The organism is Tateyamaria armeniaca (genome assembly GCF_045797845.1).
Taxonomy (GTDB): Bacteria; Pseudomonadota; Alphaproteobacteria; order Rhodobacterales; family Rhodobacteraceae; genus Tateyamaria; species Tateyamaria armeniaca.
The window spans coordinates 2,325,618-2,347,068 of the sequence record NZ_JBHDIY010000002.1; the positions used below are offsets into that span (position 1 = coordinate 2,325,618).

A 21,451-nucleotide genomic window follows, 5' to 3' on the forward strand; every position below is an offset into this window, starting at 1 on the left:
CCGTCACGGAACATTGTCAGTGCGCACCATGCGGGATTGGTCTGCCCGACGCTCCGGTCCCGCGTGTTTTGCGGGTCTCGGCGCTGCCGTCCTGACAACCGATCCGGCATGTACACCGAAGAATACGGTGACTTTTTCAGCGCACCTGTTACGTCACGCTCCACACGCCCGCACTGGCATGGTCATTCCAAGGATGATCCGTTAAGGGCCAGACAAAGCAAAGAACGAGCAGACAGGACACCCATGGCCTTTTTCGATTTTTCGAACATGCGCACCACAACCCGCTTTGGCGACTTTTCCATTGCACCGGGCGAGGTCAAGCTGACGCCGTCCCAGATCCGCACCGACCTGTTGTCCGGTCTCACGGTGGCGCTGGCGCTGGTGCCAGAGGCCGTGGCCTTCGCCTTTGTGGCCGGGGTACACCCGCTCGTGGGCCTTTATGCCGCCTTCATGGTCGGGCTGATCACGGCGATTTTCGGCGGGCGTCCGGGCATGATTTCCGGGGCCACGGGGGCGCTGGCGGTTGTCATGGTCGCGCTGGTTGCGCAGCACGGCGTTGAATACCTCTTTGCAACCGTGGTGCTGATGGGGCTGCTCCAGGTCTTTGCGGGCGTCATGCAGTGGGGCAAGTTCATCCGCCTCGTGCCGCACCCCGTGATGCTGGGCTTTGTGAACGGGCTGGCCATCGTGATTTTCCTTGCACAACTCACCCAATTCAAAGTGCCCGGCAGTGCCGAGGCATCCGGCCACGGCATGGCCGGGGGCGAATGGCTGACGGGCTTGCCGCTTTACCTGATGCTGGGCCTTGTGGGGCTGACCATGGTGATCATCTGGCTGTCACCGCGTGTGACGCGGCTCATTCCGGCGCCCCTTGCAGGCATCGGCATCGTGGCGGCCATCGTGATCGGGTTCGGTCTGGACGTGCCGCGCGTTGGCGATCTGGCCAGCATCGAGGGCGGATTGCCAGCCTTCCATATTCCGGCTGTGCCGCTCAACCTCGAAACTCTGCAAATCATCCTGCCCTATGCCGTGATCCTCGCAGCCATCGGCCTGATCGAAAGCCTTCTGACGCTGAACCTTGTCGGTGATCTGACCAAACAACGCGGCGGCGCGTCACAGGAATGTATCGCCCAAGGCGTGGCCAACACGGCCACCGGATTCTTTGGCGGCATGGGCGGGTGCGCGATGATCGGGCAATCCATGATCAACGTGAAATCCGGGGGGCGCACGCGCATAGCAGGCGTGTCGGCGGCCCTGTTCCTGCTCGCCTTTATCCTTGTCGGCTCCAGCGTGATCGAGCTGATCCCGCTGGCCGCCCTTGTGGGTGTGATGTTCATGGTTGTGATCGGGACGTTCGCGTGGAACTCGCTGAAAATCCTGCGCAAAGTGCCCTTGACGGATGCCTTTGTCATCGTGCTGGTCACCGTTGTGACAGTGATGGAAGACCTTGCAGTCGCCGTGGTTGTTGGTGTCATCGTCTCGGCACTGGCCTATGCGTGGAACAACGCGCGCCGCATCCATGCCAAGGTCTATGAAACACCCGAAGGCGCGCGCGTCTATCAGGTGCAGGGCCCCTTGTTCTTCGGCTCGGCCACCGGGTTTATCGAGATGTTCAACGTCGAAAATGACCCGCGCGAGGTGATCGTCGATTTCGCCGACAGCCGTGTGGTGGACCAGTCCGCTCTGCAGGCGATCGAAGCCGTGGCAGGCAAATACGAAGAGTTGGGCAAGCGCGTGCAACTGCGCCACCTGACCCATGACTGCCACAAGCTGCTGACCAAGGCCGGGCACCTGATCGTCGACAGCGACGACGATCCCGATTACGAGATCGCGACGGATTACGGCGTGCGGACTGGGATCTTGGGAGAGCACTAGACGCGGGCGCCTGGCGCGGGCCAATGCTGCCCTGCGAAAGGCGCACCACGCGGAGCTGCCCAAAGGCGCAGCCGCATCCGCGATCCTCACCCTGGCCGACGGCCCACCAACACCACCCCGCCCGGAATCAAGCCGAAGGCGCCGGGCAATCGCCAGCCCGTCCCGGCGGGATGGCGATATGGTATCTGTCGCAACCCGCTGATCGGGAAGATGCGCCTCGCAGCCATAAAGCACTGTAGCGGAGAGGCTTGATCGCCACCCCACGGACTGTCGATGGCCCGGCTTGCGTTGGGGCAGATTTCAATGCGGGGTTGGGTTTTCAGACAGAACACGCCAATGGCGACTATGCGGGACGAAGCGGGCTTTCGCTGCGTTTGCACTAGTGTCAGCTTTTGACTTCGCCTTCCGAAACCGCATCGATTGACGACACCAGTTTTAACAGGTCGGCCTCATAGAATCCCGCAGCATTGATGCAATTCGTTTCGAGCATCCTAAGTCCATCGTCTGTACGACAAACATCGATAACGTAAGCGGGAGAATAGTCCGGATTTGCCATCACTAGTCCCTTGGCAAACTCCAAGGCATCCTCATCAAGCTCATGTCGATAAACGACACGTGATCCCTCTTTATAGAGTGAGAAAGTGACAATCTCATCTCTGACTACCCACAGTCGCCATTCTTTGAGAATTCGAACGGGCTTTGTAAACATCAATTCTGTATCGTGACGAAGCGACCCCTTAGGTATTTCGTGCTCTTCGAGTGCGAGCACCTTGTTGGCCAAGTCAATGATTTCACTCGCGGTCTTTACCCTACCTGGCTCTTCTTTGCTGTCTTCTACCGGGCGAAGAAACCAGCTTTTTTCGTCATCAGGGAGTTGTTCCGGAACATCTCGCAGCGTCAAAAAAAGCGCGTCTGCTCCATTAAGGAGGAACGAATGCCAAGGCTTCTCATGGACAAATGGCCTTATCCTGAAGACGCCGGGCTTAAGGTCATTGGCTTGTGCGTATCGCCATAAGGTATAAGAGCCGAACATGACCACCGCATTCGGGTCTTTGATTTTCGGAGCAGGTGTCAATTCGCCAAGAAATGGAACGACTTTGTGCCAAGTGTAAGGAATTTCTAGCCGGTCAAGCGCATCGGCCATTTTCCGAGTGTCCTCGAAATCCTGAAGTAGCCACTGCATGTATTCCCGCTCAAATCTAACAATTCTGCTCGTAGCATAGTGAACATCATCTCGTCTGAAGCTCAACAGCAGACATTTGTGCACGGTGCAGCACCGGTTAAATGTGCTCAAAGCCGACGTTTGCTGCACCGCTCCCACTCAGCACCCGGATCGGACTCAAGCCGAAGGCGCCGATCCATCGCCAGTCCGCCCGACCGGGCTGGCGATGTGGCTCAGCTTGGCGCGACATTCAGGCGGCGCAATATCCTTGATCTATAAATCGCCCGGGAACCAGCGTATCGTCGCCATCCCGCGGACTGGCGATGGATCGGCGCGGAGCTGTTGCAATGACTGCAAAGCCGCCTTTGCTGCAAACCCATCCCTGTGTGCGCCACTTGGGCTGAAATCGAAGCCGCCGACCCATCTCCTGCCCGGCAGCAGCATTCTTGAGTGCGACATCTTCACAGAGGGGCCAGCCCGTCTGGTCGTGTCGCAAAGGTGGCCGATCTTGTTGCGACTGGCCCGAGGAACATGTCCGTAAACGTGAACAGAGGATTAAACCGCCTCTGTAAGCCATTGAAATACCACAGGCCACCTTCTGTCCCAGCGTGGGACAGGGGGTGATGGCAGGCCGCTACTCCCCGGGGCGTTTCAGGCTGAACTTGTCCCGGATCACCGAATAATCCCGATACCCCAGCCGCGTCAGGGGCTGGTATTGCAGCACGTCAAAGATGCCGTCCACGATGCAATCGTCCCGCAGGTGCACGCCGACCACTTCGCCGAAAACCACGTAATTCGCCGCCCCCTCGATCTGCACGATCTGGGTCAGCTTGCATTCCATCGATGCAGGGGCCGCGCCAACACGGGCGCAGTTGATCTCGCTGCACTCGGCCTTTTCAATGGACGCCAGATCGAACTCATCCGTCGTCGCTTCCCATGGCCCGGATGTCTGGTTCATCGCGTCCTTCATCGCATGTTCCACCACGTTGACGCAGAACACGCCGGTCTCGCGAATGTTGGCGACCGAATCCTTGGTGCCGTCGCGGTCGTCCTTGGCCCCGGTCGAGGCAAACATGACCTGCGGCGGCACATAGGCCACCCCGTTGAAGAAAGAATAGGGTGCCAGATTGTCCGACCCATCCGCCCCGCGTGTCGAAATCCAGCCAATCGGGCGCGGCGTGACGATGGCGTTGAACGGGTTGTGCGGCAGGCCGTGGCCTGCTTCGGGGCGGTAGAACATGGGCGTCTCCTGAAGGGCGGTTTGCGCAAGGACTACCCCCATGCTAGGGCGACAGCCACCCCTGACGAGCCATTGCGACCTGCGACACCCATGTTTCACCTGATCCAAGAGACGCCCGACGATTGGTGGGAGGTCGAAGCGCTGTTTGATCTGTGCTTTGCGCCCGGGCGCGAGGCGTTGTCGTCCTATCGGTTGCGCGATGGCGTGTCTTCGGTGGCGACGCTGAACTTTGTGGCGCGCGATGCCGACAGCATCCTTGGCGGTGCGATCCGGTTCTGGCCCGTGCGCATTGGTCAGGCACAATCGCTGTTGCTGGGCCCCGTGGCGGTACATCCGACCCATCAGGGCGAGGGGCTGGGCGCGCTGCTGATCGAAGGCGCGCTTGAGGCTGCGGCTGCGCAGGGTTGGGAGCGGGTGTTGCTGGTGGGCGATGCCCCCTATTACGGGCGGTTCGGATTTGCACGGCTCGACGATGTCGCGATGCCGCCCCCGACCAATCCGGACCGGGTTCTGGGCCATGCTCTGCGCCCCGGTGCATGGGACGGCATTGCCGGTGAAGTGGTGCGCGCGGATTGAAACCGGGCGGGAGCGCCCCAATCTATAACACATGAACGAAATCGTGCTGTCCCGCCCGCCCATCGACCCGGATGAAGAGATCGAGCGCCTTGCCCGCCGCTACAAAGCGGCAGGTGGCCTTGGCATTCAGGTGCTAAATTCGCTGGGCACTCAAGCCGACGGGCTGCTGGATCGCTTGCCTGCCCCGGTGCGCGCCCAACTTGATGCCGCAACCAAGGCCGCACTTGTGCAGGCCATGAGTGCCGCCAGCCATTCGCGTCGCATGGTGCCGGACCAGTCTGAATGGCTGAACTCGGCTGTCAGCACGGCGATGGGCGCGGCGGGCGGCTTTGGGGGCTTGCCCACGGCACTGGCTGAACTGCCTGTGACGACCACGCTGCTGCTGCGCGTGATCGAAGGGGTCGCGGTCGAGCACGGGTTTGACCCGAACGCGGATTCTGTGCGGTTTGACTGTGTGCAGGTCTTTGCGGCGGCAGGGCCGCTTGCGCATGACGATGGATCGGATCTGGCGTTTCTGTCGGCGCGCGTGGCGCTGACGGGGGCCGCGATGCAGGCGATCATTGCGCGCGTTGCGCCGCGCCTTGCCATCGTGATGGGCCAGAAACTTGCCGCACAGGCCGTGCCGGTGCTAGGGGCCGTTGCAGGGGCTGCCACGAATTACGCTTACACCAGCTACTATACGGACGTGGCCCATGTGCACTTTGGCCTGCGTCGTCTGGCGATCGAGGCTGATCAGCCCCATGATCAGATGGTTGCCCGCCTCAAGGATCAGGTGAAGGTGCTGACGTAACCTCGCTCGAGATGGCGTTTTGCGCCACCGAGGTCGCCTTGAGAATGGCAAAGAGGTTTTGACCAGCCCGCAATCCCATCACACTGACCGCCCGCGCCGTGACTCGCGCCAGCAATGTCTCGCCCCCCGCATCCAGTGCAATCGCCGCCCCCGGGCCGTCGCCCGTGCGAATGGATTTGATCGTCACCGGCAGTATGTTTTGCGCACTGAGGCCCTGCGGCATGTCGAGCGACAAAAGTACGTCCTGCGCCAGAACGCGCAGCCGCACCTGCGCACCAACTGGGGCCTGAACGCCCAGCAGGTTGAGCGTTCCCGCTGCCACTTGCAATGTGCTCAGCCCGTCATCCCCATGTGCCACGACCTTTGCGCGCAGCACAGCGCCCGCCTCGCGCACACCCAGCAGGGGCACGGCGGCGGGGTCGGCCATGACGTCAAACAGCGGCCCTGTGCGCGCCACGCGTCCCCTGGACAAAAGCACCATATGATCGGCCAGCCGCGCGACCTCGTCCACGGCATGACTGACATAAAGGATGGGGACGCCGGTGTCCGATTTCAGACGGTCGAGATAGGGCAGGATGTCGGATTTGCGCAAATTGTCCAGGGCGGCAAGGGGTTCGTCCATCAACAGCAATTGCGGGTCTGCCAAAAGGGCGCGCCCAAGGGCCACCCGCTGTTTTTCGCCACCCGACAATGTCGCGGGCCGTCGGGTCAACAAACCACCCAGACCCAGCAAATCGATGATATGGCTGCGCGTTTTCGCCTGCGCTCCAAAGCGGCGCGCATAGTCGAGGTTTTGCGCCACGCTCAGATGGGGAAACAGCCGCGCGTCCTGAAACACATAGCCGACGTGGCGCCTGTGCGGGGGCAGGCAGGTTGTGGCGTCGTTGAAGACCGCGCCGTTCAAGGTGATGTGCGCCTTGTCCGGGCGCAGCAACCCTGCGATGGCATTGACGATGGTGGTCTTGCCCGCGCCCGACCGGCCGAACAGGGCGGTCACGCCCGGCCCGGCCTCGAACGCGACATCGAGGTCGAAATCCTCAAAACGGTGGGTCAGGGCGACGGAAAGGGTCATGTGCCCGCAATCCGCGCAGCCACCCGTCGCGCCAGCCATTCCGACAAGACGACAGCCCCCAGCGCGAGCACGCAGGCCCACAGAACAAGGGTGATGGCGGCGTCTTCTCCGCCCGGTACTTGCAGCAACGCATAGATGGCCGATGGCAGGGTCTGCGTCTCGCCGGGGATGTTGGCGACAAAGGTGATCGTGGCCCCGAATTCGCCGATGGCCTTGGCGAAACCCATGACGGCACCCGCCAATATGCCGGGCAGGATGAGGGGCAGGGTGATGGTGCCAAAGACAGCATAGCCCGGTGCCCCGAGTGTGCGTGCCGCGGCTTCGATCTTGGGGTCCACCGCCTCGATGGCCAGCCGGATGGCGCGCACCATCAGGGGAAAGCCCATGACGATGGCCGCAAGCACTGCCCCCGTCCAGCGGAAAGCAAGCACAAGGCCAAAGGTCTGTTCAAGAAAGCGACCCGCAGGCCCCGTGCGCCCGAAAGCAATCAAAAGCAGATAGCCGGTGACAACTGGCGGCAGCACAAGGGGCAAATGCACGGCGGCATTGAGGATGGATTTGCCCCAGAAGTCGCGCCGTGCCAGCAGCCACGCAATCCACGTGGCCAGCGGCAGGGCCAGCAGCGTCGCCACCACGCCAACCAGCAGCGACAGGCGCAGGGCGTCCCAACCTGCCGCATCCAAGCTCATGGCAGGGCCACGAAACCGGCATCCTCAAACAGCGCGATGCGGGCGGCAAGGTGATCAAGAAACGCCGCGCCCACGGGGGTCAACGCAAGGCCGTGATAGAGGATCGGGGGATGCTGGTCCGCCGGGATGGTCCATGCGACCACGACTTGCGCGCTCGCCCGCGCGTCTGAGGCATAGACGATGCCCAGCGGCACCTCTTTGCGTGCGACAAGCGCAAGGGCGGCGCGCACGTTTTCGGTTTCAGCAAGGTGTGGGCGCAGGGCATCCCACGCGCCGATATGGGTGAGCCACGCTTGCGCGTAAATCCCCGCGGGCACAGCGGTATGTTGGCCCATGGCGAGCCTGCCATCGCCGATGACCTGGCGCAAAACATCCAAGTCCGGATCATCAAGAACGGGGCCACCCGCCGGCACGATCAGCACAAGGCGGTTGGACAGGATGGCGCGCGGCGGGCCCGGGACTCCTGCGCCCGTCACCAGCCAGTTTGCCCATGTTTCATTGGCCAGAATCACGATATCCGCAGGTGCGCCAAGGCTGATCTGGCGCGCAAGCGTGCCGCTGCCGCCATAGCTAATCACGCTGTCTTGATGGAATTCAGATGCCGCGACATCCAGTGGACCCTGCAAGCTGGCAGCCGCAAAAATCCGCACAGCTTCGCCCGAGGCGTGCGCAGGTGCGCAAGACATGGCCAGCATCACTGCCAAGCCTTTGATCCAGTTATACGTTTTCATTGCACGGGCACTATTGGACATGGCGTGACATGGCTCAAGGCGTAAATCCTTTATTAACCGTCATGCCATCATCATAATTGCTACACATATGGCATATCTCGTTGGAATCGGATGGAAATCTGGATTTATTGGCAGATGTAGCATATACCTGTGCCAACGAATGGAGGATGAGGGACGTGACGGCCCCGATCATCAAACAGCTTCCCTTGTCCTTTGGACAGGCCGACAAGACTGATGTGCGCACCCAGTTTGCCGCACTGTGCTATCGTGTGAAAAACGACAAGATCCAGATTTTGCTGATCACCTCGCGCGGGTCGGGCCGGTGGATTCTGCCCAAAGGCTGGCCAATGGACGGCAAAACACCTGCCGAAAGTGCTGCCGAGGAAGCCTGGGAAGAGGCGGGAGTGCATGGCAGTCCGGATTCACGGCCCTTGGGGTTGTTTTCCTACAGCAAGGTACTCGACGATGAGGATTCAGGCCTGCCATGCGTGGCGATGGTCTATGGCATCAAGGTCAAATCCCTGTCCAAGGAATACCCCGAGGCCGGGCAACGCACCCGCAAATGGGTCAGCCGCAAGAAGGCGGCCGCCATGGTGGACGAACCGGAACTGTCCCGCATCCTGCGCGACTTTGATCCGCGCGCGATCTACTGATCGCACCATTGCGGATTGCGCGGGCAGGATTATGTTGAGTGTCACATGATCAAATACACTCTGAAATGCGACGACGGGCACGCCTTTGAAAGCTGGTTTGCCAGTGCGTCAGCCTTTGAAAGCCTCTCGGTGGCCGGGCATCTGGCCTGCGTAACGTGCGGTTCATCCAAGGTGGAAAAGGCGATCATGACGCCGCGCGTCAGCACGTGCAAGTCCAAACCGAACATCGCGGCAGCGCTACCGTCCGACACCCCTGATAAGGCCCCATCCGACGTCGCCGAGACGCTTTCGAAGATGCGCAGCGCAGTGGAAAGCAGCGCCACGTACGTGGGCAAGGATTTTGCACGCGAGGCGCGCGACATGCATCTGGGCGATGTGCCTGACCGCCCGATCTGGGGCGAGGCCAACGCCAAAGAGGCCAAGGCCCTGATCGACGACGGCGTGCCCGTCGCCCCATTGCCATTTATTCCAACACGCAAAGTGAACTGACATTATGAACATCGTTATTACTGGGGCAACCCGCGGCATCGGCGCGGGGCTTGCAGCGCATTATCGGGACCAAGGGCATAGCGTGGTCGGCACGGGCCGGTCTGCCGGTGCGGATGTCACCCTTGACGTCACGCAACCCAGTGATCACAGTGCCCTGGCCGAACGCCTGTCGGGTATTCCTGTTGATCTGCTGGTGTGCAATGCGGGCGTTTACATCGACAAGGGCGGCGACCTGGAAACTGGGTTTGCGGCTGATTTGTGGTCGCAGACCTTTGCGGCCAATGTCACGGGTGTCTTCCTGACCATTCAGGCGCTGCTGCCCAACCTGCGGCTGGCGGCCAAGCCAAAGATTGCCATCATCTCATCGCAGATGGCCTCGCACACGCACGCGCCCGGCGGCAGCTATATCTACCGCGCCTCCAAGGCCGCCGTTTTGAACCTTGGTCGCAATCTGGCAAGCGATCTGGCCGGGGAGGTGGCGGTTGGAATCTATCACCCCGGTTGGGTGCAGACGGATATGGGCGGGTCGAGCGCTGCCATCACCGTGGATCAGTCGGTTGCCGGGCTGGTCGAACGCTTTGCCGCGCTCAATGGCGAGACGACAGGGTGCTTTGAAACATGGGACGGGCGGGCGCACGACTATTAGGGCGTGATCCTGCGGACGCGCTGACGCGCGACGACATTTTTTGGGGTCTCTGCCGTAGGCGCTTTGCGACCTCCCCAGGATTTTTTTGTTCAGAGAAGCAGGGTGCAGCAGCCGTCGCCTTGCAACTGGCAAGGGGGAGGGATAAGCCCCGAGCGGAGTAATTTTCCGGGGCCAATCCATGCCTGTACTGGTGATGAAATTCGGTGGCACGTCCGTGGCCACGCTCGACCGCATCCGGCGCGCCGCCAAACGCGTGGGCGTCGAGGTGGCCAAGGGCTATGACGTGATTGTCATCGTGTCGGCCATGTCGGGCAAAACCAATGAACTGGTCGGCTGGGTCAATGAAACCTCGCCCCTTTTCGATGCACGCGAATATGATGCTGTCGTGTCGAGCGGAGAGAATGTGACCGCAGGCCTTATGGCGCTGACCTTGCAGGAAATGGACGTGCCTGCGCGCAGTTGGCAGGGCTGGCAGGTGCCGGTGCGCACCACATCCGCCCATTCCAGCGCACGGATCGAAGAAATCCCGAGCGACAATATCACTGCCAAGTTTGCCGAAGGTATGCGCGTGGCCGTGGTGGCCGGATTTCAGGGCGTCAGTCCCGAGGGACGCATTACCACGCTGGGACGGGGCGGGTCGGATACCACTGCCGTGGCCTTTGCCGCCGCCTTTGAGGCGGAGCGCTGCGACATCTATACTGACGTGGATGGCGTATATACCACCGATCCGCGCATCACCTCGAAGGCGCGCAAGCTGGACAGGATCGCGTTTGAGGAAATGCTGGAACTTGCCTCGCTCGGGGCCAAGGTGTTGCAGACCCGATCTGTTGAACTGGCCATGCGCTACAAGGTGCGCCTGCGCGTGCTGAGCAGTTTTGAAGAACAATCCGACGAGGCCGGGACACTGGTCTGTGACGAGGAGGAAATCATGGAAAGCAATGTCGTAGCCGGAGTGGCCTATAGCCGGGATGAGGCCAAGATGACGCTGGTCAGCGTGGCCGACCGCCCCGGGATCGCTGCCGCCATTTTCAGCGCGCTCAGCGATGCGGGCGTGAACGTCGACATGATCGTGCAGAACATTTCCGAAGAGGGACGCACTGACATGACCTTTTCCTGCCCGACCGATCAGGTCAAACGGGCCGAAAAGGCGATGGATGAGGCCCAAAGCGGCGGCGTGATCAACTTCCACGAGTTGATCGCGGACACCGATGTCGCCAAGGTCAGCGTTGTCGGCATCGGCATGCGCAGTCATACCGGGGTTGCGGCCAAGATGTTCGAGTGTCTGAGCGCGGAAGGCATCAACATCAAGGTCATCACCACGTCCGAGATCAAGATCTCGGTTCTGATTGATCGCAAGTACATGGAACTGGCGGTACAGGCGCTGCACGACGCGTTCGAGTTACACAAGGCCGCGTGACATTTGGTGCATACGCGTCCGTTCGGGGGCGCCGCGATGCGCCTGGCACAAAAAACTACCATAGGTGGAATATTGCCGGATCGCGATGCGCTTTGTCGTTTCGCTTTTAATGGGCGTGTGATCTAAGCTGTGATCGCAAGACTGTGAGGGGCGTGGGCCGATGGCCGAACGGGTGGAAACAGAAAGCCGCAAGCTGTTGGGGCGGATGCGGGATGCGATGGCCGGGGATGACCCCGGGCAGGCGCGGCTTGACAAGATCACCCATCTGATCGCCAACAGCATCGGCACCGAAGTGTGTTCCATCTATCTGTTTCGCGACGAAGAGACGCTTGAGCTGTGTGCCACCGAAGGGCTGAACCCCGAAGCGGTGCACCAGACCCGGATGCGTCTGGGCGAAGGCCTTGTGGGGCGCGTGGCGCGCCGTCGCCAGGTGGTGAACACCGCCAACGCCCCCAAAGCGCGCGGCTTCCGCTTTATGCCCGAAACCGGCGAGGAGGTGTTTTCCAGTTTTCTGGGCGTGCCGATCCAGCGATTGGGTGAGGCGCTGGGCGTGCTGGTCGTGCAATCCAAAGAGGCACGCGAATATTCAGCGGACGAGATTTACGCGCTGGAAGTGGTGGCGATGGTCCTTGCCGAAATGACAGAACTTGGCGCGTTCGTGGGCGAAGGCAGCGCCATGGGTGCACGCCACAGCCAGCCAGCGATGCTGCGGGGCACCGTGGCACAGGAAGGCGTGGCCGAGGGCCACATCTGGCTGCACGAACCGCGCGTGGTGGTGACCAACCCGATTGCGGATGATCCGCACCGCGAACTGGAACGCCTCACGGGCGCGGTCGAGGAATTGCGCGTCGGGGTCGACAAGATGCTGGCGCTGGCCAGTGCGGACAAGGAACAGGCCGAAGTGCTTGAGGCGTACCGCATGTTTGCCAATTCCAAAGGCTGGATGCGCCGGATGGAAGAGGACATTTCCAACGGTCTCAGCGCGGAAGCGGCTGTTGAAAAAGAACAATCCCTCGCCCGCGCCCGGATGGGGCAGGCCAGTGACAATTACCTGCGCGAACGTCTCAGCGATCTGGACGACCTGTCCAACCGGCTGCTGCGTATCCTGACAGGGCAGGGCAAAGACACCGGGGCTGACATTCCCAACGATCCGATCCTTGTTGCCCGCAACATCGGGCCTGCGGAGTTGCTGGATTATGGGCGTCGCCTGAAAGGTATCGTGCTGGAGGCTGGATCGGTCGGCAGCCACGCCGCCATCGTGGCGCGCGCGCTGGCCATCCCGCTGATCGTGCATGCCGAACGTGCCACGCTTGAGGCGCTCAACGGCGATCACGTGCTGGTGGATGGCGAGCAGGGCATCGTGCATCTGCGTCCCGACGAACAGGTCGTCAGCGCATTTCGCGACAAGATGGCGATGCAGGCGGCGGCCGCAGAACGCTATGTATCGATCCGCGACAAGCCGGCGCAAACGCTGTGCGGCGAGGTTGTTGCGCTGACCATGAATGCCGGACTTATGGCCGATCTGCCATCTCTCGAAGGGTCAGGGGCCGAAGGCGTGGGGCTTTTTCGCACGGAATTGCAGTTTCTGATCCGCAACCAGATGCCGAAACGCTCTGAGCTGTCTGCGCTTTATGCGCGCGTCCTTGATGCGGCGGGGGGCAAGAAGGTTGTGTTTCGCACACTGGACATCGGTTCGGACAAGGTGCTGCCCTATATGAAGCCCAATGACGAACCGAACCCGGCACTTGGCTGGCGTGCGATCCGGGTCGGCCTGGACAAGCCCGGTGTGATGCAGATGCAATTGCAGGCGCTGCTGCGCGCAGCGGCGGGGCGACCTTTGACCGTGATGTTCCCCTTTGTCGCGCAGTTCGAGGAATACACCCAAGCCTGCGCGCAAATGGACAAAGCTATCGAGCGCGAGCGGAGTCTGGGCAATGTCCTGCCCGAGAACATTGAAGTGGGGGCGATGCTCGAAACACCGAGCCTCGCTTTTGCCCCTCAGAAATTCTTTGAAGAGGTCGGGTTCCTGTCCATCGGTGGCAACGACCTCAAGCAGTTTTTCTTCGCGGCCGACCGCGAGAATGAGCGTGTGCGGCGCCGCTATGATACGTTGAACGTGTCATTTCTGACCTTCATCGAGCGCATCGTCGAGCGCTGCGAGATCACCAAGACCCCCTTGTCGTTTTGCGGCGAGGACGCGGGTCGCCCGGTCGAAGCCCTGTGTCTGGCCGCCATCGGATTGCGCAACCTGTCGATGCGCCCTGCATCCATCGGGCCAGTCAAGTCGTTGCTGCGCCGCTCAAACCTTGCCGAAGTGCGCAAGGTGATTTCGGATGCGCGCCATCGCGGCGAAATGAACGTCCGTCCCGCGATTATGGAGTACCTGCGCCAGCAGGGTTAGTATTCGCGAAATTTCAGAATGTTATGTGAGGTTCTTCAGACGTCTCGTTGGGGCGGGCTGTGCAGCCGTGTGGATAACTTTCGACGGATATTCTGGAAATCATCGCTTCAGTTATTTTAAAAATGCGATAAATTTTCTGATTTATCTACGATTTTTGCTCTTTGAGCATTCATAAATCCATATTGTTCGGTAGCTTCTCCACATCGGAGAAATCAGATACCCACAGCGGCCGCAAGGCGCAAAAAAACCGCCCGTGCATCTGCGCGGGCGGTCTGTGACGTTTACCTAAGCGTAAAGGTCAGCGCAGGCGCGCCTCTGTTTTGGCGTCAAAGAACATGGCGCGGTCCGGATCGAACGTGACGGTCACCTCGGTCCCTTCTTCCATGGCGAGGTCACCGCGGCTTTCCACGACCAACCGTTCGCCGGTGGCAGTGTTCAGATAGTCATAGGCCACACCGCCCAGACGTTCGCGAATGTCCAGTTGGATGGGCGAGGGCTCGGCCTTCAACTCCATGTCCTGCGGGCGGACGCCGACGGTGACGGCCGTGCCGGGGGCGGCAAAGCGACCGTGGTCGGGATCACGGCATCAGACAGCGCAGGCACTTTGACTGCACCTTTGTCCGCAACACCGTTCACAAAGTTCATCGCGGGCGAGCCGATGAAACCGGCGACAAATTTGTTGTCCGGGTCCTGATACAGGTTCATCGGGCTGCCCACCTGTTCGATGTACCCGGCGCGCAGCACCACGATCTTGTCGGCCAGCGTCATCGCCTCGACCTGATCGTGGGTCACGTAGATCATGGTTGTGCCCAGTTCTTTGTGCAGGCGCGCGATCTCGACCCGCATGTCAACCCGCAGTTCCGCATCAAGGTTCGACAGGGGTTCGTCGAACAGGAACACTTCGGGGCCACGCACGATAGAGCGGCCAATGGCGACGCGCTGGCGCTGTCCGCCGGACAGGGCCTTGGGCTTGCGCTCCAGATACTCGTCCAGTTTCAGGATCTTGCTGGCCTCGCCGACTTTTCTGTCGATTTCGTCCTTGGGGACGTTGTTCATCTTGAGGCCAAAGCCCATGTTTTCCTTGACCGTCATGTGCGGGTAAAGGGCATAGGTCTGGAACACCATCGCGACACCGCGCGCGGCGGGGTCCATGTGGGTCACATCGCGCGCACCGATGTTGATCTGGCCGTCGGATGTTTCCTCAAGACCTGCGATCATGCGCAGCAATGTGGATTTACCACAGCCCGACGGGCCAACGAAAACGCAGAACTCACCATCATCAATTGTCAAATCCACACCGTGGATGACTTGTGTGGCCCCGTAACGCTTGATCGCCTTGTTAAGTGTCACTCCGGTCATGAGTCTCCCCTCTTGAATTTAGGACTGTCATTGGCTTGGAAACTGCCAGTTGGCAGCGGCCTGCGCGATATCCTGCGCGGTTGATTTCAGGTGCGGCGCAAGTTTGGCCAGATCGGCCAGCGACTTGCGCGCGGTGGATGTGGTGACACTCAGCGCGCCGATCGGGCGGCCGGTGTCCGACAGAATCGGTGCTGCAATGCAGATGATTCCGGGTTCATGTTCTTCGCGGTCAAAGGAAATGCCCTCGCGGCGCACGTCCTGCAGTTCCGCGCACAGCGATTCGCGACTGGTATGCGTGTGGGCGGTGTGCGCGTGCCATGCTTGCTGGGACAGGGCCACTTCAAGGGCATCATCATTCAGAAAGGCGAGCATGGCCTTGCCCACGCCTGTGCAATATCCGGGGCCAACCTTGCCCGCCTGCGAAAACATCTCGATCGGGTCGGCGGCATTGCGTTTGTCGACATAGAGGACCTGGCCACTGTCGAGTTGGGCAAGGTGTACGGTTTCGCCCAAGGCCTCGCTCAGCCTGTCGATATGAGGACGGGCAATGGGCGCAAGCGAGCTTTGGCGCCATGCGGAATGCGCAAGGCTGACAAGGCGCAACCCCGGTGAATAGGTCTGTCGATCCACGTCATAGCGCAGCATCCCAAGGTTGGTGAGGGTCTGCACCAGACGATAGAGCGTCGCCTTGGGGTGGGGGGACAGGCCAAGCAATTCCGAAAACCGCACAGGCCGTTCGGCTTGCGCAACAAGGTCAAGCACTTCGAGCGCCTTTCCAATGGTGCCGTCCCCGGATCTTGGGGCTGCGGTGTTCATTGTGTGGTCCTCCCAAACCGTCCGGCAGGAATCTGTTGACCTGTCGAACATGTCGCCGCATAGTTCCAATAGTTGGACTTCGGTTTCACTATGTGGAACTTCTACGAGACGAGACTGTAAGTCAAAAGAAATCTGACTTTCCGTTTCCGGGCCATTGAAGCATGGTCAGGAACGGGAGAAACGGAACTAAGGGAGGAAACCATGTTCCTGAATTTGAAAACCGCCGTGGCGGCAATTGCGCTGTCGGCTATGGCAGGTGGTGCGTTTGCGCGCGATCTCGTCATCAACTTTGATGACCTCAACCCAGGCCCGAAGAAAGGCTTTGACGACGCTGTCGCGAAATTCCAGGAGGAAAACCCCGACATCAACGTGATCGTCAACATCAACGACCGCGAAGCACACAAAACGGCGATTCGGAACTTTCTGACCGCCGAAGCGCCCGACGTGACAAGCTGGTATCCCGGCAACCGCATGGCGCCTTTCGTGGACGCCGGCCTGTTCCAGCCTGTCGATGATGTGTGGGAAGAAAACGGCTTTAACGAAGATCTGGCCGCGATCAAACCCACGATGAGCCGCGATGGCAAAATCTGGGGTGTGCCTTACAGCTACTACCAGTGGGGCATCTATTACCGTAAAGACATCTTTGACCTGCTGGAGCTGGAAGAGCCCCAGACTTGGGACGAGCTGCTCGCGGCCTGTGGCAAGATGAAAGAGAACGGTGTGACGCCCTTCACCATCGGGACCAAGTTCCTGTGGACGGCGGCCGGCGTGTTCGACTACCTGAACCTGCGCACCAACGGCTATGACGTGCACAACGCGCTGACGGCTGGTGAAATCAAGTACACCGATCCCCGCATCCGGGCGACATTCGCCAACTGGGAAACGCTGATCAACGAATGCGGCTTTGTCGACAACCACGCGTCGATGAGCTGGCAGGACGCGATTGCGCCTTTCGCCAACGGTGATGCGGCCATGTACGTGATGGGCAACTTCTCGGTCGATGGGTACAAGAACGCGGGTCTGACTGAAGATCAGATCGACTTTATGCCGTTCCCGACCATCGATGCATCGATCCCACCGGCAGAAGAAGCGCCTGCCGACGCGTTCTTTATCCCCACCAACGCCACCAACGTCGAAGATGCCAAGAAATTCCTGGCCTTCGTTGCGCGCCCCGATGTGCAGACCGAATGGAACAAGACCATCGGCCAGCTGCCCATCAACTCCAAGGCGGACATTTCCGATGACAAGTTCATTCAGGAAGGGTTTGCCCTGTTGAACGGTGCCGCCGGTCTGGCGCAGTTCTATGACCGCGACGCACCTGCTGAAATGGCCAAGGCGGGCATGGAAGGGTTCCAGGAATTCATGCTGGACCCCTCCAAGGTGGACGCCATCCTCGAACGCTTGGATGCGGTTCAGGAAGAAGTCTACAACTAAGCCAATGATCGGGGCGGGCCGCAATGCCCGCCCCACATGTTTTGCCCATCAACACGTTGTAAGTGCTAGGTTTTAGCGTTTTCAAAGGGTTGGTCCATCGCCAGTATGCGCGACCCGACGCCCCAGTTCAGACCCGATATCATATCAGGAGTCCGTCATGACCCACGCCGTAGTCCCCGACACCAATGCACCCGACCGACCCAGTTGGTTGCGACGCAACAAGCTGGCAGTCGCGCCGTGGATATTCCTGATCCCTGCGCTGATCTTTTTCGCGATCTACGTCGTCATCCCGATTTTCCAGAGCCTCTGGCTTAGCCTTTATGAATGGAACGGCCTTTACACCGCAGACGGCGAAAGCACGGCCACATGGGTGGGCTTTCAGAACTACGTCAAACTGTGGGACGATCCGAACTTCTGGACGTCGCTGCGCAACAACCTGGCCTGGTTGATCCTTTACATGCTGGCCGTACCGCTCGGCCTGTTAATCGCGCTGTTCCTGAACCAAACCGTAACGGGCATGCGATTTTACAAGTCGATGTTCTTCTTTCCCTTCGTGATCTCTCAGGTCGTTGTCGGCCTGATCTTTGGCTGGTTCTACAACCCGGACTTCGGGGTCGTGGGCACGGTCTGGAAGGCGCTGTTCTGTGAAGAGACGGTGAACATCGTCGGCAACGTGACCTTCAGCTGCTCGCGCCCCGCGCCCGACATCCTCAGCAGCCCGGAATGGGCGACCTATGGGATCATCGCCGCCGGTCTGTGGCCGCAGATCGCCTATTGCATGATCCTGTACCTCACCGGTCTCAACAACGTCTCGGCTGATCAGATCGAGGCGGCGCGCCTTGACGGGGCAAAAGGCTGGAAAATGCTGTGGTACGTCGTTGTGCCGCAACTGAAACCAGCGACGTTCATCGCCATCGTGGTGACAGTCATCGGGGCGCTGCGATCTTTCGATATGATCGCGATCATGACCCAGGGCGGGCCCTTCGGCTCGACAAACGTACTGTCCCATTACATGTACGAAGTCGCCATCTCCGAATACGGCGAACGTTATGGCTATGGATCGTCCGTCGCCACCGTTCTGTTCGGTATCATGTTGATCTTCATCAGCTATTTCCTGTGGCAGATGTACCAAGACGAAAAGGGGTTGCGCTGATGTTTCCGCGTCCTGTTGAAAAATCCACCGCCGCTGTCCGCTATGGTTATCAGGCATTCCTGCCTGTGGCTCTGATCCTGTGGTTGCTGCCTTTGCTTGCCATTTTCCTGACCTCGATCCGGTCGGCGGCTGACATCAACTCCGGCAACGTGTTCGGTTGGCCATCTGAATTTGCGCTGATCGACAACTATTCGGCTGTGTTCACGCAGTCGGCAGCGGCGCAGTACATGTGGAACTCCGTGCTGATCACGATCCCCACGGTTATGATCTCCGTCGCTCTGGCCTGCCTCGCAGGCTATGCGCTGGCGATCTACAAGTTCCGCGTCGCGCTGCCGCTGTTCTTTGTGTTCGTGGCGGGCAACTTTATCCCGTTCCAGATCCTCATGGTGCCGGTGCGCGACATGAGCGTGCAGACCGGCCTTTATGACACCATTGCAGGGCAGTTCCTGTTCCACGCCGCCTTCCAGACCGGGTTCTGCACCTTGTTTATGCGTAACTTTATCAAGGCGTTGCCTTTCGATCTGATCGAATCCGCCCGGATCGAGGGGATCGCGGAGTGGAAGATTTTCTGGTACGTGATCCTGCCCCTTGTGCGGCCCGCGATTGCAGCACTGGCGGTGCTGATCTTTACCTTCGTGTGGAACGACTTCTTCTGGGCCAACGTGCTGACCCAAGGGGAATCGGCCAAGCCGATCACGGCCGGGGTGCGTGCGCTCAACGGGCAGTTTGTGAACAACTGGCATCTTGTGTCCGCGGCCTCGCTGCTGGCGGCGATCCCACCGGTTGCGTGCTTCTTCCTGATGCAAAAGCACTTTATCTCCGGCCTCACGATGGGAGCCGTGAAGTGAATGCATGCTGGCGTCTGGATGACGGGCGTCAGACTCTTGTGCTCGGCTCTGATCGGGGCCGGCTGGCGGAGGTCGTCTATTGGGGACCGTCGCTGCCGCAGAGCGAAGATCTGACCACACTATACGAGGCCTACACCCTCGATGTGACCGGCGGTATGCTGGATGTGAACCCCGAACTCAGCATCTGTCCCGAAGCGACCCGTTCGTTTCCGGGGCAGCCGGGGCTGATCATCCGGAACGGGGACGGCACACCGTTTTTGCCCAAGCTGTGTCTTGAGCGCGCGGATGTGGGTGAGAACGTATTGATCCTGACTTATATGGATCAGACCCGGGTTCTGACCTATCGCGCCCGCTTTGCCATCGATCCCACCACTCACATCATTGAGGCCAGCGCCGAGGTTGAAGCCGACGAGCCCATGCACCTGCACTGGCTCAGCGCGCCGGTGTTTCCAGCGCCGCAACTCAGCGACGAGATGATCGATTTCGCGGGCCGCTGGTGCGGAGAATTCCAGATGAACCGTACGTCGTGGTCGCCCGGCATCCGGTACCGCGAAAATCGCACGGGCCGCACCGGACACGAACATTTTCCGGGGCTGATCGTGCCAGTGCGTGGGGCGTCAAACGCCAACGGGCACGCCTATGCCTTCCATTACGGATGGTCAGGCGGGCACCGCATGGTCGCCGAAGAGCTGCCCGATGGACGCCGCCAGATCCAGTTCGGGCACGCGGCCCGGATGGAAGGGCAGGCGCAAAAGCACTTTGCCACCGGCAAGCTCTATGCCGTGTTTTCGGATGATGGTCTGAACGGCTGTGCCGTCGCATTCCAGCGCCATCTGCGCGACCGTATTGTCACTTTTCCCCGCCCAAAAGCGCCGCGCCCGGTCCATTACAACTGTTGGGAGGCGGTGTACTTCAATCACAATCTGGATGAGCTGAAAGACATCGCTGAACGGGCCGCCGCGCTGGGGGCAGAGCGGTTCGTGCTGGACGATGGCTGGTTCGGCAGCCGTGATGACGACACCCAGGCGCTGTCCGATTGGGAAGTTGATCCGCGCAAATATCCTGACGGGCTGACCCCGCTGATCGATCACGTCAAATCGCTTGGGATGACTTTCGGCATCTGGTTTGAACCCGAGATGATCAACCCGAACTCGGACATTTTCCGCGCCCATCCCGACTGGGCCTTGGGGGGCGAGGACCAGATCATGGGCCGTCAGCAGATGGCGCTGAACATGGCCCTGCCAGCGGTGCAATCCTTCCTGTTTTCGCGGATCGGCGACATCCTGTCTCGCCACGACATCGACTACATCAAGTGGGACCACAACCGCGTGCTGCCCATGCCCGATGCGGCGCAGACCCGCGGGTCATACACGCTGCTTGATCGCTTGCGCCGCGAATTTCCGCACGTGGAGATTGAAAGCTGCGCCAGCGAGGGCGGGCGTATCGACTTTGGCATCATGGAGCGCACCCAGCGTGTCTGGCTGAGCGATTCCAACGACGCGGTGGAGCGTTTGCGCATCCAGCACAACGCCTCGATCTTTTTGCCCATGGCCGTCACTGGCAGCCACGTGGGCCCGCGCACGTGCCACACTTCCGGGCGCACACTCGACATCCGGTTTCGGGCGTGGGTGGCTGCACAACGCCACATGGGCTTTGAAATGGACCCGCGCGAGCTGACCGAGGACGAAACGCAAGTCCTGAGCGACGTCACCGATTGGTGGAAGGCGAACCGCGACTGGATGTATGGCGCGGATATCCTGCGGCTCGACAGTGCGGACCCCGCCGTGATTGCAGAACAGCACCTCGAAGAGGGCGGCGCGCAGTTTGTCGTGTTCGCAGGCAAGGCGGCAACCTCTGACCAGATCGCACCGCGCCCGTTGCGCCTGACGCGCCTGACCCCGGATGCCAAATACCGCATCGAATTGATCAACCGTGCCGATGTGGACCGGTTGTCGCGCGGGGCAAATGCGCTCAAATCCGGTCCGCTGGTGGTGAGCGGTGCCTACCTTATGTATCATGGCCTGACATTGCCGTGGAGTTTTCCCGAACGGATGTGGGTCATCAAGGGCGACCTGGCCTGACCTGCACGAAAGAAAGTTG

Annotated in this window: 18 protein-coding genes and 1 pseudogene; 12 read left to right on the forward strand and 7 right to left on the reverse strand. The window is 60.4% G+C overall.

The window, feature by feature from the left end:
- Positions 1 to 267: 267 nt before the first annotated feature.
- The gene (locus tag ACERZ8_RS11755; protein ID WP_407594258.1) at positions 268 to 1,875 is read left to right on the forward strand and encodes a SulP family inorganic anion transporter; all 1,608 of its coding nucleotides are present in this window, start codon (positions 268 to 270) and stop codon (positions 1,873 to 1,875) included.
- Between the two features lie 385 nt (positions 1,876 to 2,260).
- On the opposite strand, the gene ACERZ8_RS11760 is transcribed toward ACERZ8_RS11755, so the two are convergent.
- Both ACERZ8_RS11760 and ACERZ8_RS11765 read right to left on the reverse strand, forming a co-directional pair.
- Positions 2,261 to 3,019: an ATP-grasp domain-containing protein gene (locus ACERZ8_RS11760; RefSeq protein WP_407592374.1), complete on the reverse strand. Its 759-nt coding sequence runs from the start codon at positions 3,017 to 3,019 to the stop codon at positions 2,261 to 2,263.
- Positions 3,020 to 3,671: 652 nt separating this feature from the next.
- A complete protein-coding gene (locus ACERZ8_RS11765) occupies positions 3,672 to 4,277 on the reverse strand; it encodes a flavin reductase family protein (protein WP_407594259.1) in 606 nt (201 codons plus the stop codon).
- A gap of 90 nt (positions 4,278 to 4,367) precedes the next feature.
- Between ACERZ8_RS11765 and ACERZ8_RS11770 the strand changes: the two genes are divergently transcribed.
- On the forward strand, positions 4,368 to 4,853 hold the full coding sequence (locus ACERZ8_RS11770; RefSeq protein WP_407592375.1) for a GNAT family N-acetyltransferase: 486 nt from the start codon (positions 4,368 to 4,370) through the stop codon (positions 4,851 to 4,853).
- 31 nt (positions 4,854 to 4,884) lie between these two features.
- Positions 4,885 to 5,643, forward strand: coding sequence for an EcsC family protein (locus ACERZ8_RS11775; protein ID WP_407592376.1), 759 nt, complete (start codon positions 4,885 to 4,887; stop codon positions 5,641 to 5,643).
- Here ACERZ8_RS11775 and modC read toward each other — a convergent pair.
- Genes modC through modA form a run of 3 tightly spaced genes read right to left on the reverse strand, consistent with a single transcriptional unit; the run spans position 5,615 to position 8,156 of the window.
- On the reverse strand, positions 5,615 to 6,715 hold the full coding sequence (gene modC / locus ACERZ8_RS11780; protein WP_407592377.1) for a molybdenum ABC transporter ATP-binding protein: 1,101 nt from the start codon (positions 6,713 to 6,715) through the stop codon (positions 5,615 to 5,617). The two genes, ACERZ8_RS11775 and modC, sit on opposite strands and share 29 nt — an antisense overlap.
- Positions 6,712 to 7,404: a molybdate ABC transporter permease subunit gene (gene modB / locus ACERZ8_RS11785; protein ID WP_407592378.1), complete on the reverse strand. Its 693-nt coding sequence runs from the start codon at positions 7,402 to 7,404 to the stop codon at positions 6,712 to 6,714. The genes modC and modB overlap by 4 nt, the downstream gene beginning before the upstream one ends.
- Positions 7,401 to 8,156: a molybdate ABC transporter substrate-binding protein gene (gene modA, locus ACERZ8_RS11790; RefSeq protein ID WP_407592379.1), complete on the reverse strand. Its 756-nt coding sequence runs from the start codon at positions 8,154 to 8,156 to the stop codon at positions 7,401 to 7,403. The genes modB and modA overlap by 4 nt, the downstream gene beginning before the upstream one ends.
- 146 nt (positions 8,157 to 8,302) lie before the next feature.
- Here modA and ACERZ8_RS11795 point away from each other — a divergent pair, with 146 nt between their 5' ends.
- The 5 genes from ACERZ8_RS11795 to ptsP all read left to right on the forward strand — a co-directional run bounded on the left by ACERZ8_RS11795 (position 8,303) and on the right by ptsP (position 13,741).
- Positions 8,303 to 8,788 carry an NUDIX hydrolase gene (locus ACERZ8_RS11795; protein ID WP_407592380.1) on the forward strand — a complete coding sequence of 162 codons (486 nt, stop codon included), beginning with the start codon at positions 8,303 to 8,305 and terminating at the stop codon, positions 8,786 to 8,788.
- A 45-nt stretch (positions 8,789 to 8,833) separates the two neighbouring features.
- Complete coding sequence (locus ACERZ8_RS11800; protein WP_407592381.1) at positions 8,834 to 9,277, forward strand: DUF1178 family protein; 444 nt, start codon at positions 8,834 to 8,836, stop codon at positions 9,275 to 9,277.
- Positions 9,278 to 9,281: 4 nt separating this feature from the next.
- Positions 9,282 to 9,923 (forward strand): SDR family NAD(P)-dependent oxidoreductase, encoded by a 642-nt coding sequence (locus ACERZ8_RS11805; protein WP_407592382.1) that lies wholly within the window; start codon positions 9,282 to 9,284, stop codon positions 9,921 to 9,923.
- A gap of 178 nt (positions 9,924 to 10,101) precedes the next feature.
- Complete coding sequence (locus tag ACERZ8_RS11810) at positions 10,102 to 11,340, forward strand: aspartate kinase (protein ID WP_407592383.1); 1,239 nt, start codon at positions 10,102 to 10,104, stop codon at positions 11,338 to 11,340.
- 160 nt (positions 11,341 to 11,500) lie between these two features.
- Complete coding sequence (gene ptsP, locus ACERZ8_RS11815; protein WP_407592384.1) at positions 11,501 to 13,741, forward strand: phosphoenolpyruvate--protein phosphotransferase; 2,241 nt, start codon at positions 11,501 to 11,503, stop codon at positions 13,739 to 13,741.
- A gap of 298 nt (positions 13,742 to 14,039) precedes the next feature.
- On the opposite strand, the pseudogene ACERZ8_RS11820 reads toward ptsP, so the two are convergent.
- Positions 14,040 to 15,100, reverse strand: a pseudogene (locus ACERZ8_RS11820) (ABC transporter ATP-binding protein).
- A gap of 27 nt (positions 15,101 to 15,127) precedes the next feature.
- Complete coding sequence (locus ACERZ8_RS11825) at positions 15,128 to 15,916, reverse strand: IclR family transcriptional regulator (RefSeq protein ID WP_407592385.1); 789 nt, start codon at positions 15,914 to 15,916, stop codon at positions 15,128 to 15,130.
- Between the two features lie 201 nt (positions 15,917 to 16,117).
- On the opposite strand from ACERZ8_RS11825, the gene ACERZ8_RS11830 reads away from it, so the two are divergent.
- From ACERZ8_RS11830 to ACERZ8_RS11845, 4 genes are all read left to right on the forward strand, one after another.
- The gene (locus ACERZ8_RS11830) at positions 16,118 to 17,350 is read left to right on the forward strand and encodes an ABC transporter substrate-binding protein (RefSeq protein WP_407592386.1); all 1,233 of its coding nucleotides are present in this window, start codon (positions 16,118 to 16,120) and stop codon (positions 17,348 to 17,350) included.
- A gap of 157 nt (positions 17,351 to 17,507) precedes the next feature.
- The gene (locus tag ACERZ8_RS11835; protein WP_407592387.1) at positions 17,508 to 18,503 is read left to right on the forward strand and encodes a carbohydrate ABC transporter permease; all 996 of its coding nucleotides are present in this window, start codon (positions 17,508 to 17,510) and stop codon (positions 18,501 to 18,503) included.
- A complete protein-coding gene (locus ACERZ8_RS11840; protein WP_407592388.1) occupies positions 18,503 to 19,351 on the forward strand; it encodes a carbohydrate ABC transporter permease in 849 nt (282 codons plus the stop codon). The genes ACERZ8_RS11835 and ACERZ8_RS11840 overlap by 1 nt, the downstream gene beginning before the upstream one ends.
- Positions 19,348 to 21,432 carry an alpha-galactosidase gene (locus ACERZ8_RS11845; RefSeq protein ID WP_407592389.1) on the forward strand — a complete coding sequence of 695 codons (2,085 nt, stop codon included), beginning with the start codon at positions 19,348 to 19,350 and terminating at the stop codon, positions 21,430 to 21,432. The genes ACERZ8_RS11840 and ACERZ8_RS11845 overlap by 4 nt, the downstream gene beginning before the upstream one ends.
- Positions 21,433 to 21,451: the final 19 nt, after the last annotated feature.

Excerpts from the sequence above, each read along its gene's own strand:
- ACERZ8_RS11755 (WP_407594258.1), top strand. The coding sequence starts at position 268 with ATGCGCACCACAACCCGCTTTGGCGACTTTTCCATTGCACCGGGCGAG.
- ACERZ8_RS11760 (WP_407592374.1), bottom strand. The coding sequence starts at position 3,019 with ATGGCCGATGCGCTTGACCGGCTAGAAATTCCTTACACTTGGCACAAA.
- ACERZ8_RS11765 (WP_407594259.1), bottom strand. The coding sequence starts at position 4,277 with ATGTTCTACCGCCCCGAAGCAGGCCACGGCCTGCCGCACAACCCGTTC.
- ACERZ8_RS11770 (WP_407592375.1), top strand. The coding sequence starts at position 4,368 with ATGTTTCACCTGATCCAAGAGACGCCCGACGATTGGTGGGAGGTCGAA.
- ACERZ8_RS11775 (WP_407592376.1), top strand. The coding sequence starts at position 4,885 with ATGAACGAAATCGTGCTGTCCCGCCCGCCCATCGACCCGGATGAAGAG.
- modC (WP_407592377.1), bottom strand. The coding sequence starts at position 6,715 with ATGACCCTTTCCGTCGCCCTGACCCACCGTTTTGAGGATTTCGACCTC.
- modB (WP_407592378.1), bottom strand. The coding sequence starts at position 7,404 with ATGAGCTTGGATGCGGCAGGTTGGGACGCCCTGCGCCTGTCGCTGCTG.
- modA (WP_407592379.1), bottom strand. The coding sequence starts at position 8,156 with ATGTCCAATAGTGCCCGTGCAATGAAAACGTATAACTGGATCAAAGGC.
- ACERZ8_RS11795 (WP_407592380.1), top strand. The coding sequence starts at position 8,303 with ATGAGGGACGTGACGGCCCCGATCATCAAACAGCTTCCCTTGTCCTTT.
- ACERZ8_RS11800 (WP_407592381.1), top strand. The coding sequence starts at position 8,834 with ATGATCAAATACACTCTGAAATGCGACGACGGGCACGCCTTTGAAAGC.
- ACERZ8_RS11805 (WP_407592382.1), top strand. The coding sequence starts at position 9,282 with ATGAACATCGTTATTACTGGGGCAACCCGCGGCATCGGCGCGGGGCTT.
- ACERZ8_RS11810 (WP_407592383.1), top strand. The coding sequence starts at position 10,102 with ATGCCTGTACTGGTGATGAAATTCGGTGGCACGTCCGTGGCCACGCTC.
- ptsP (WP_407592384.1), top strand. The coding sequence starts at position 11,501 with ATGGCCGAACGGGTGGAAACAGAAAGCCGCAAGCTGTTGGGGCGGATG.
- ACERZ8_RS11825 (WP_407592385.1), bottom strand. The coding sequence starts at position 15,916 with ATGAACACCGCAGCCCCAAGATCCGGGGACGGCACCATTGGAAAGGCG.
- ACERZ8_RS11830 (WP_407592386.1), top strand. The coding sequence starts at position 16,118 with ATGTTCCTGAATTTGAAAACCGCCGTGGCGGCAATTGCGCTGTCGGCT.
- ACERZ8_RS11835 (WP_407592387.1), top strand. The coding sequence starts at position 17,508 with ATGACCCACGCCGTAGTCCCCGACACCAATGCACCCGACCGACCCAGT.
- ACERZ8_RS11840 (WP_407592388.1), top strand. The coding sequence starts at position 18,503 with ATGTTTCCGCGTCCTGTTGAAAAATCCACCGCCGCTGTCCGCTATGGT.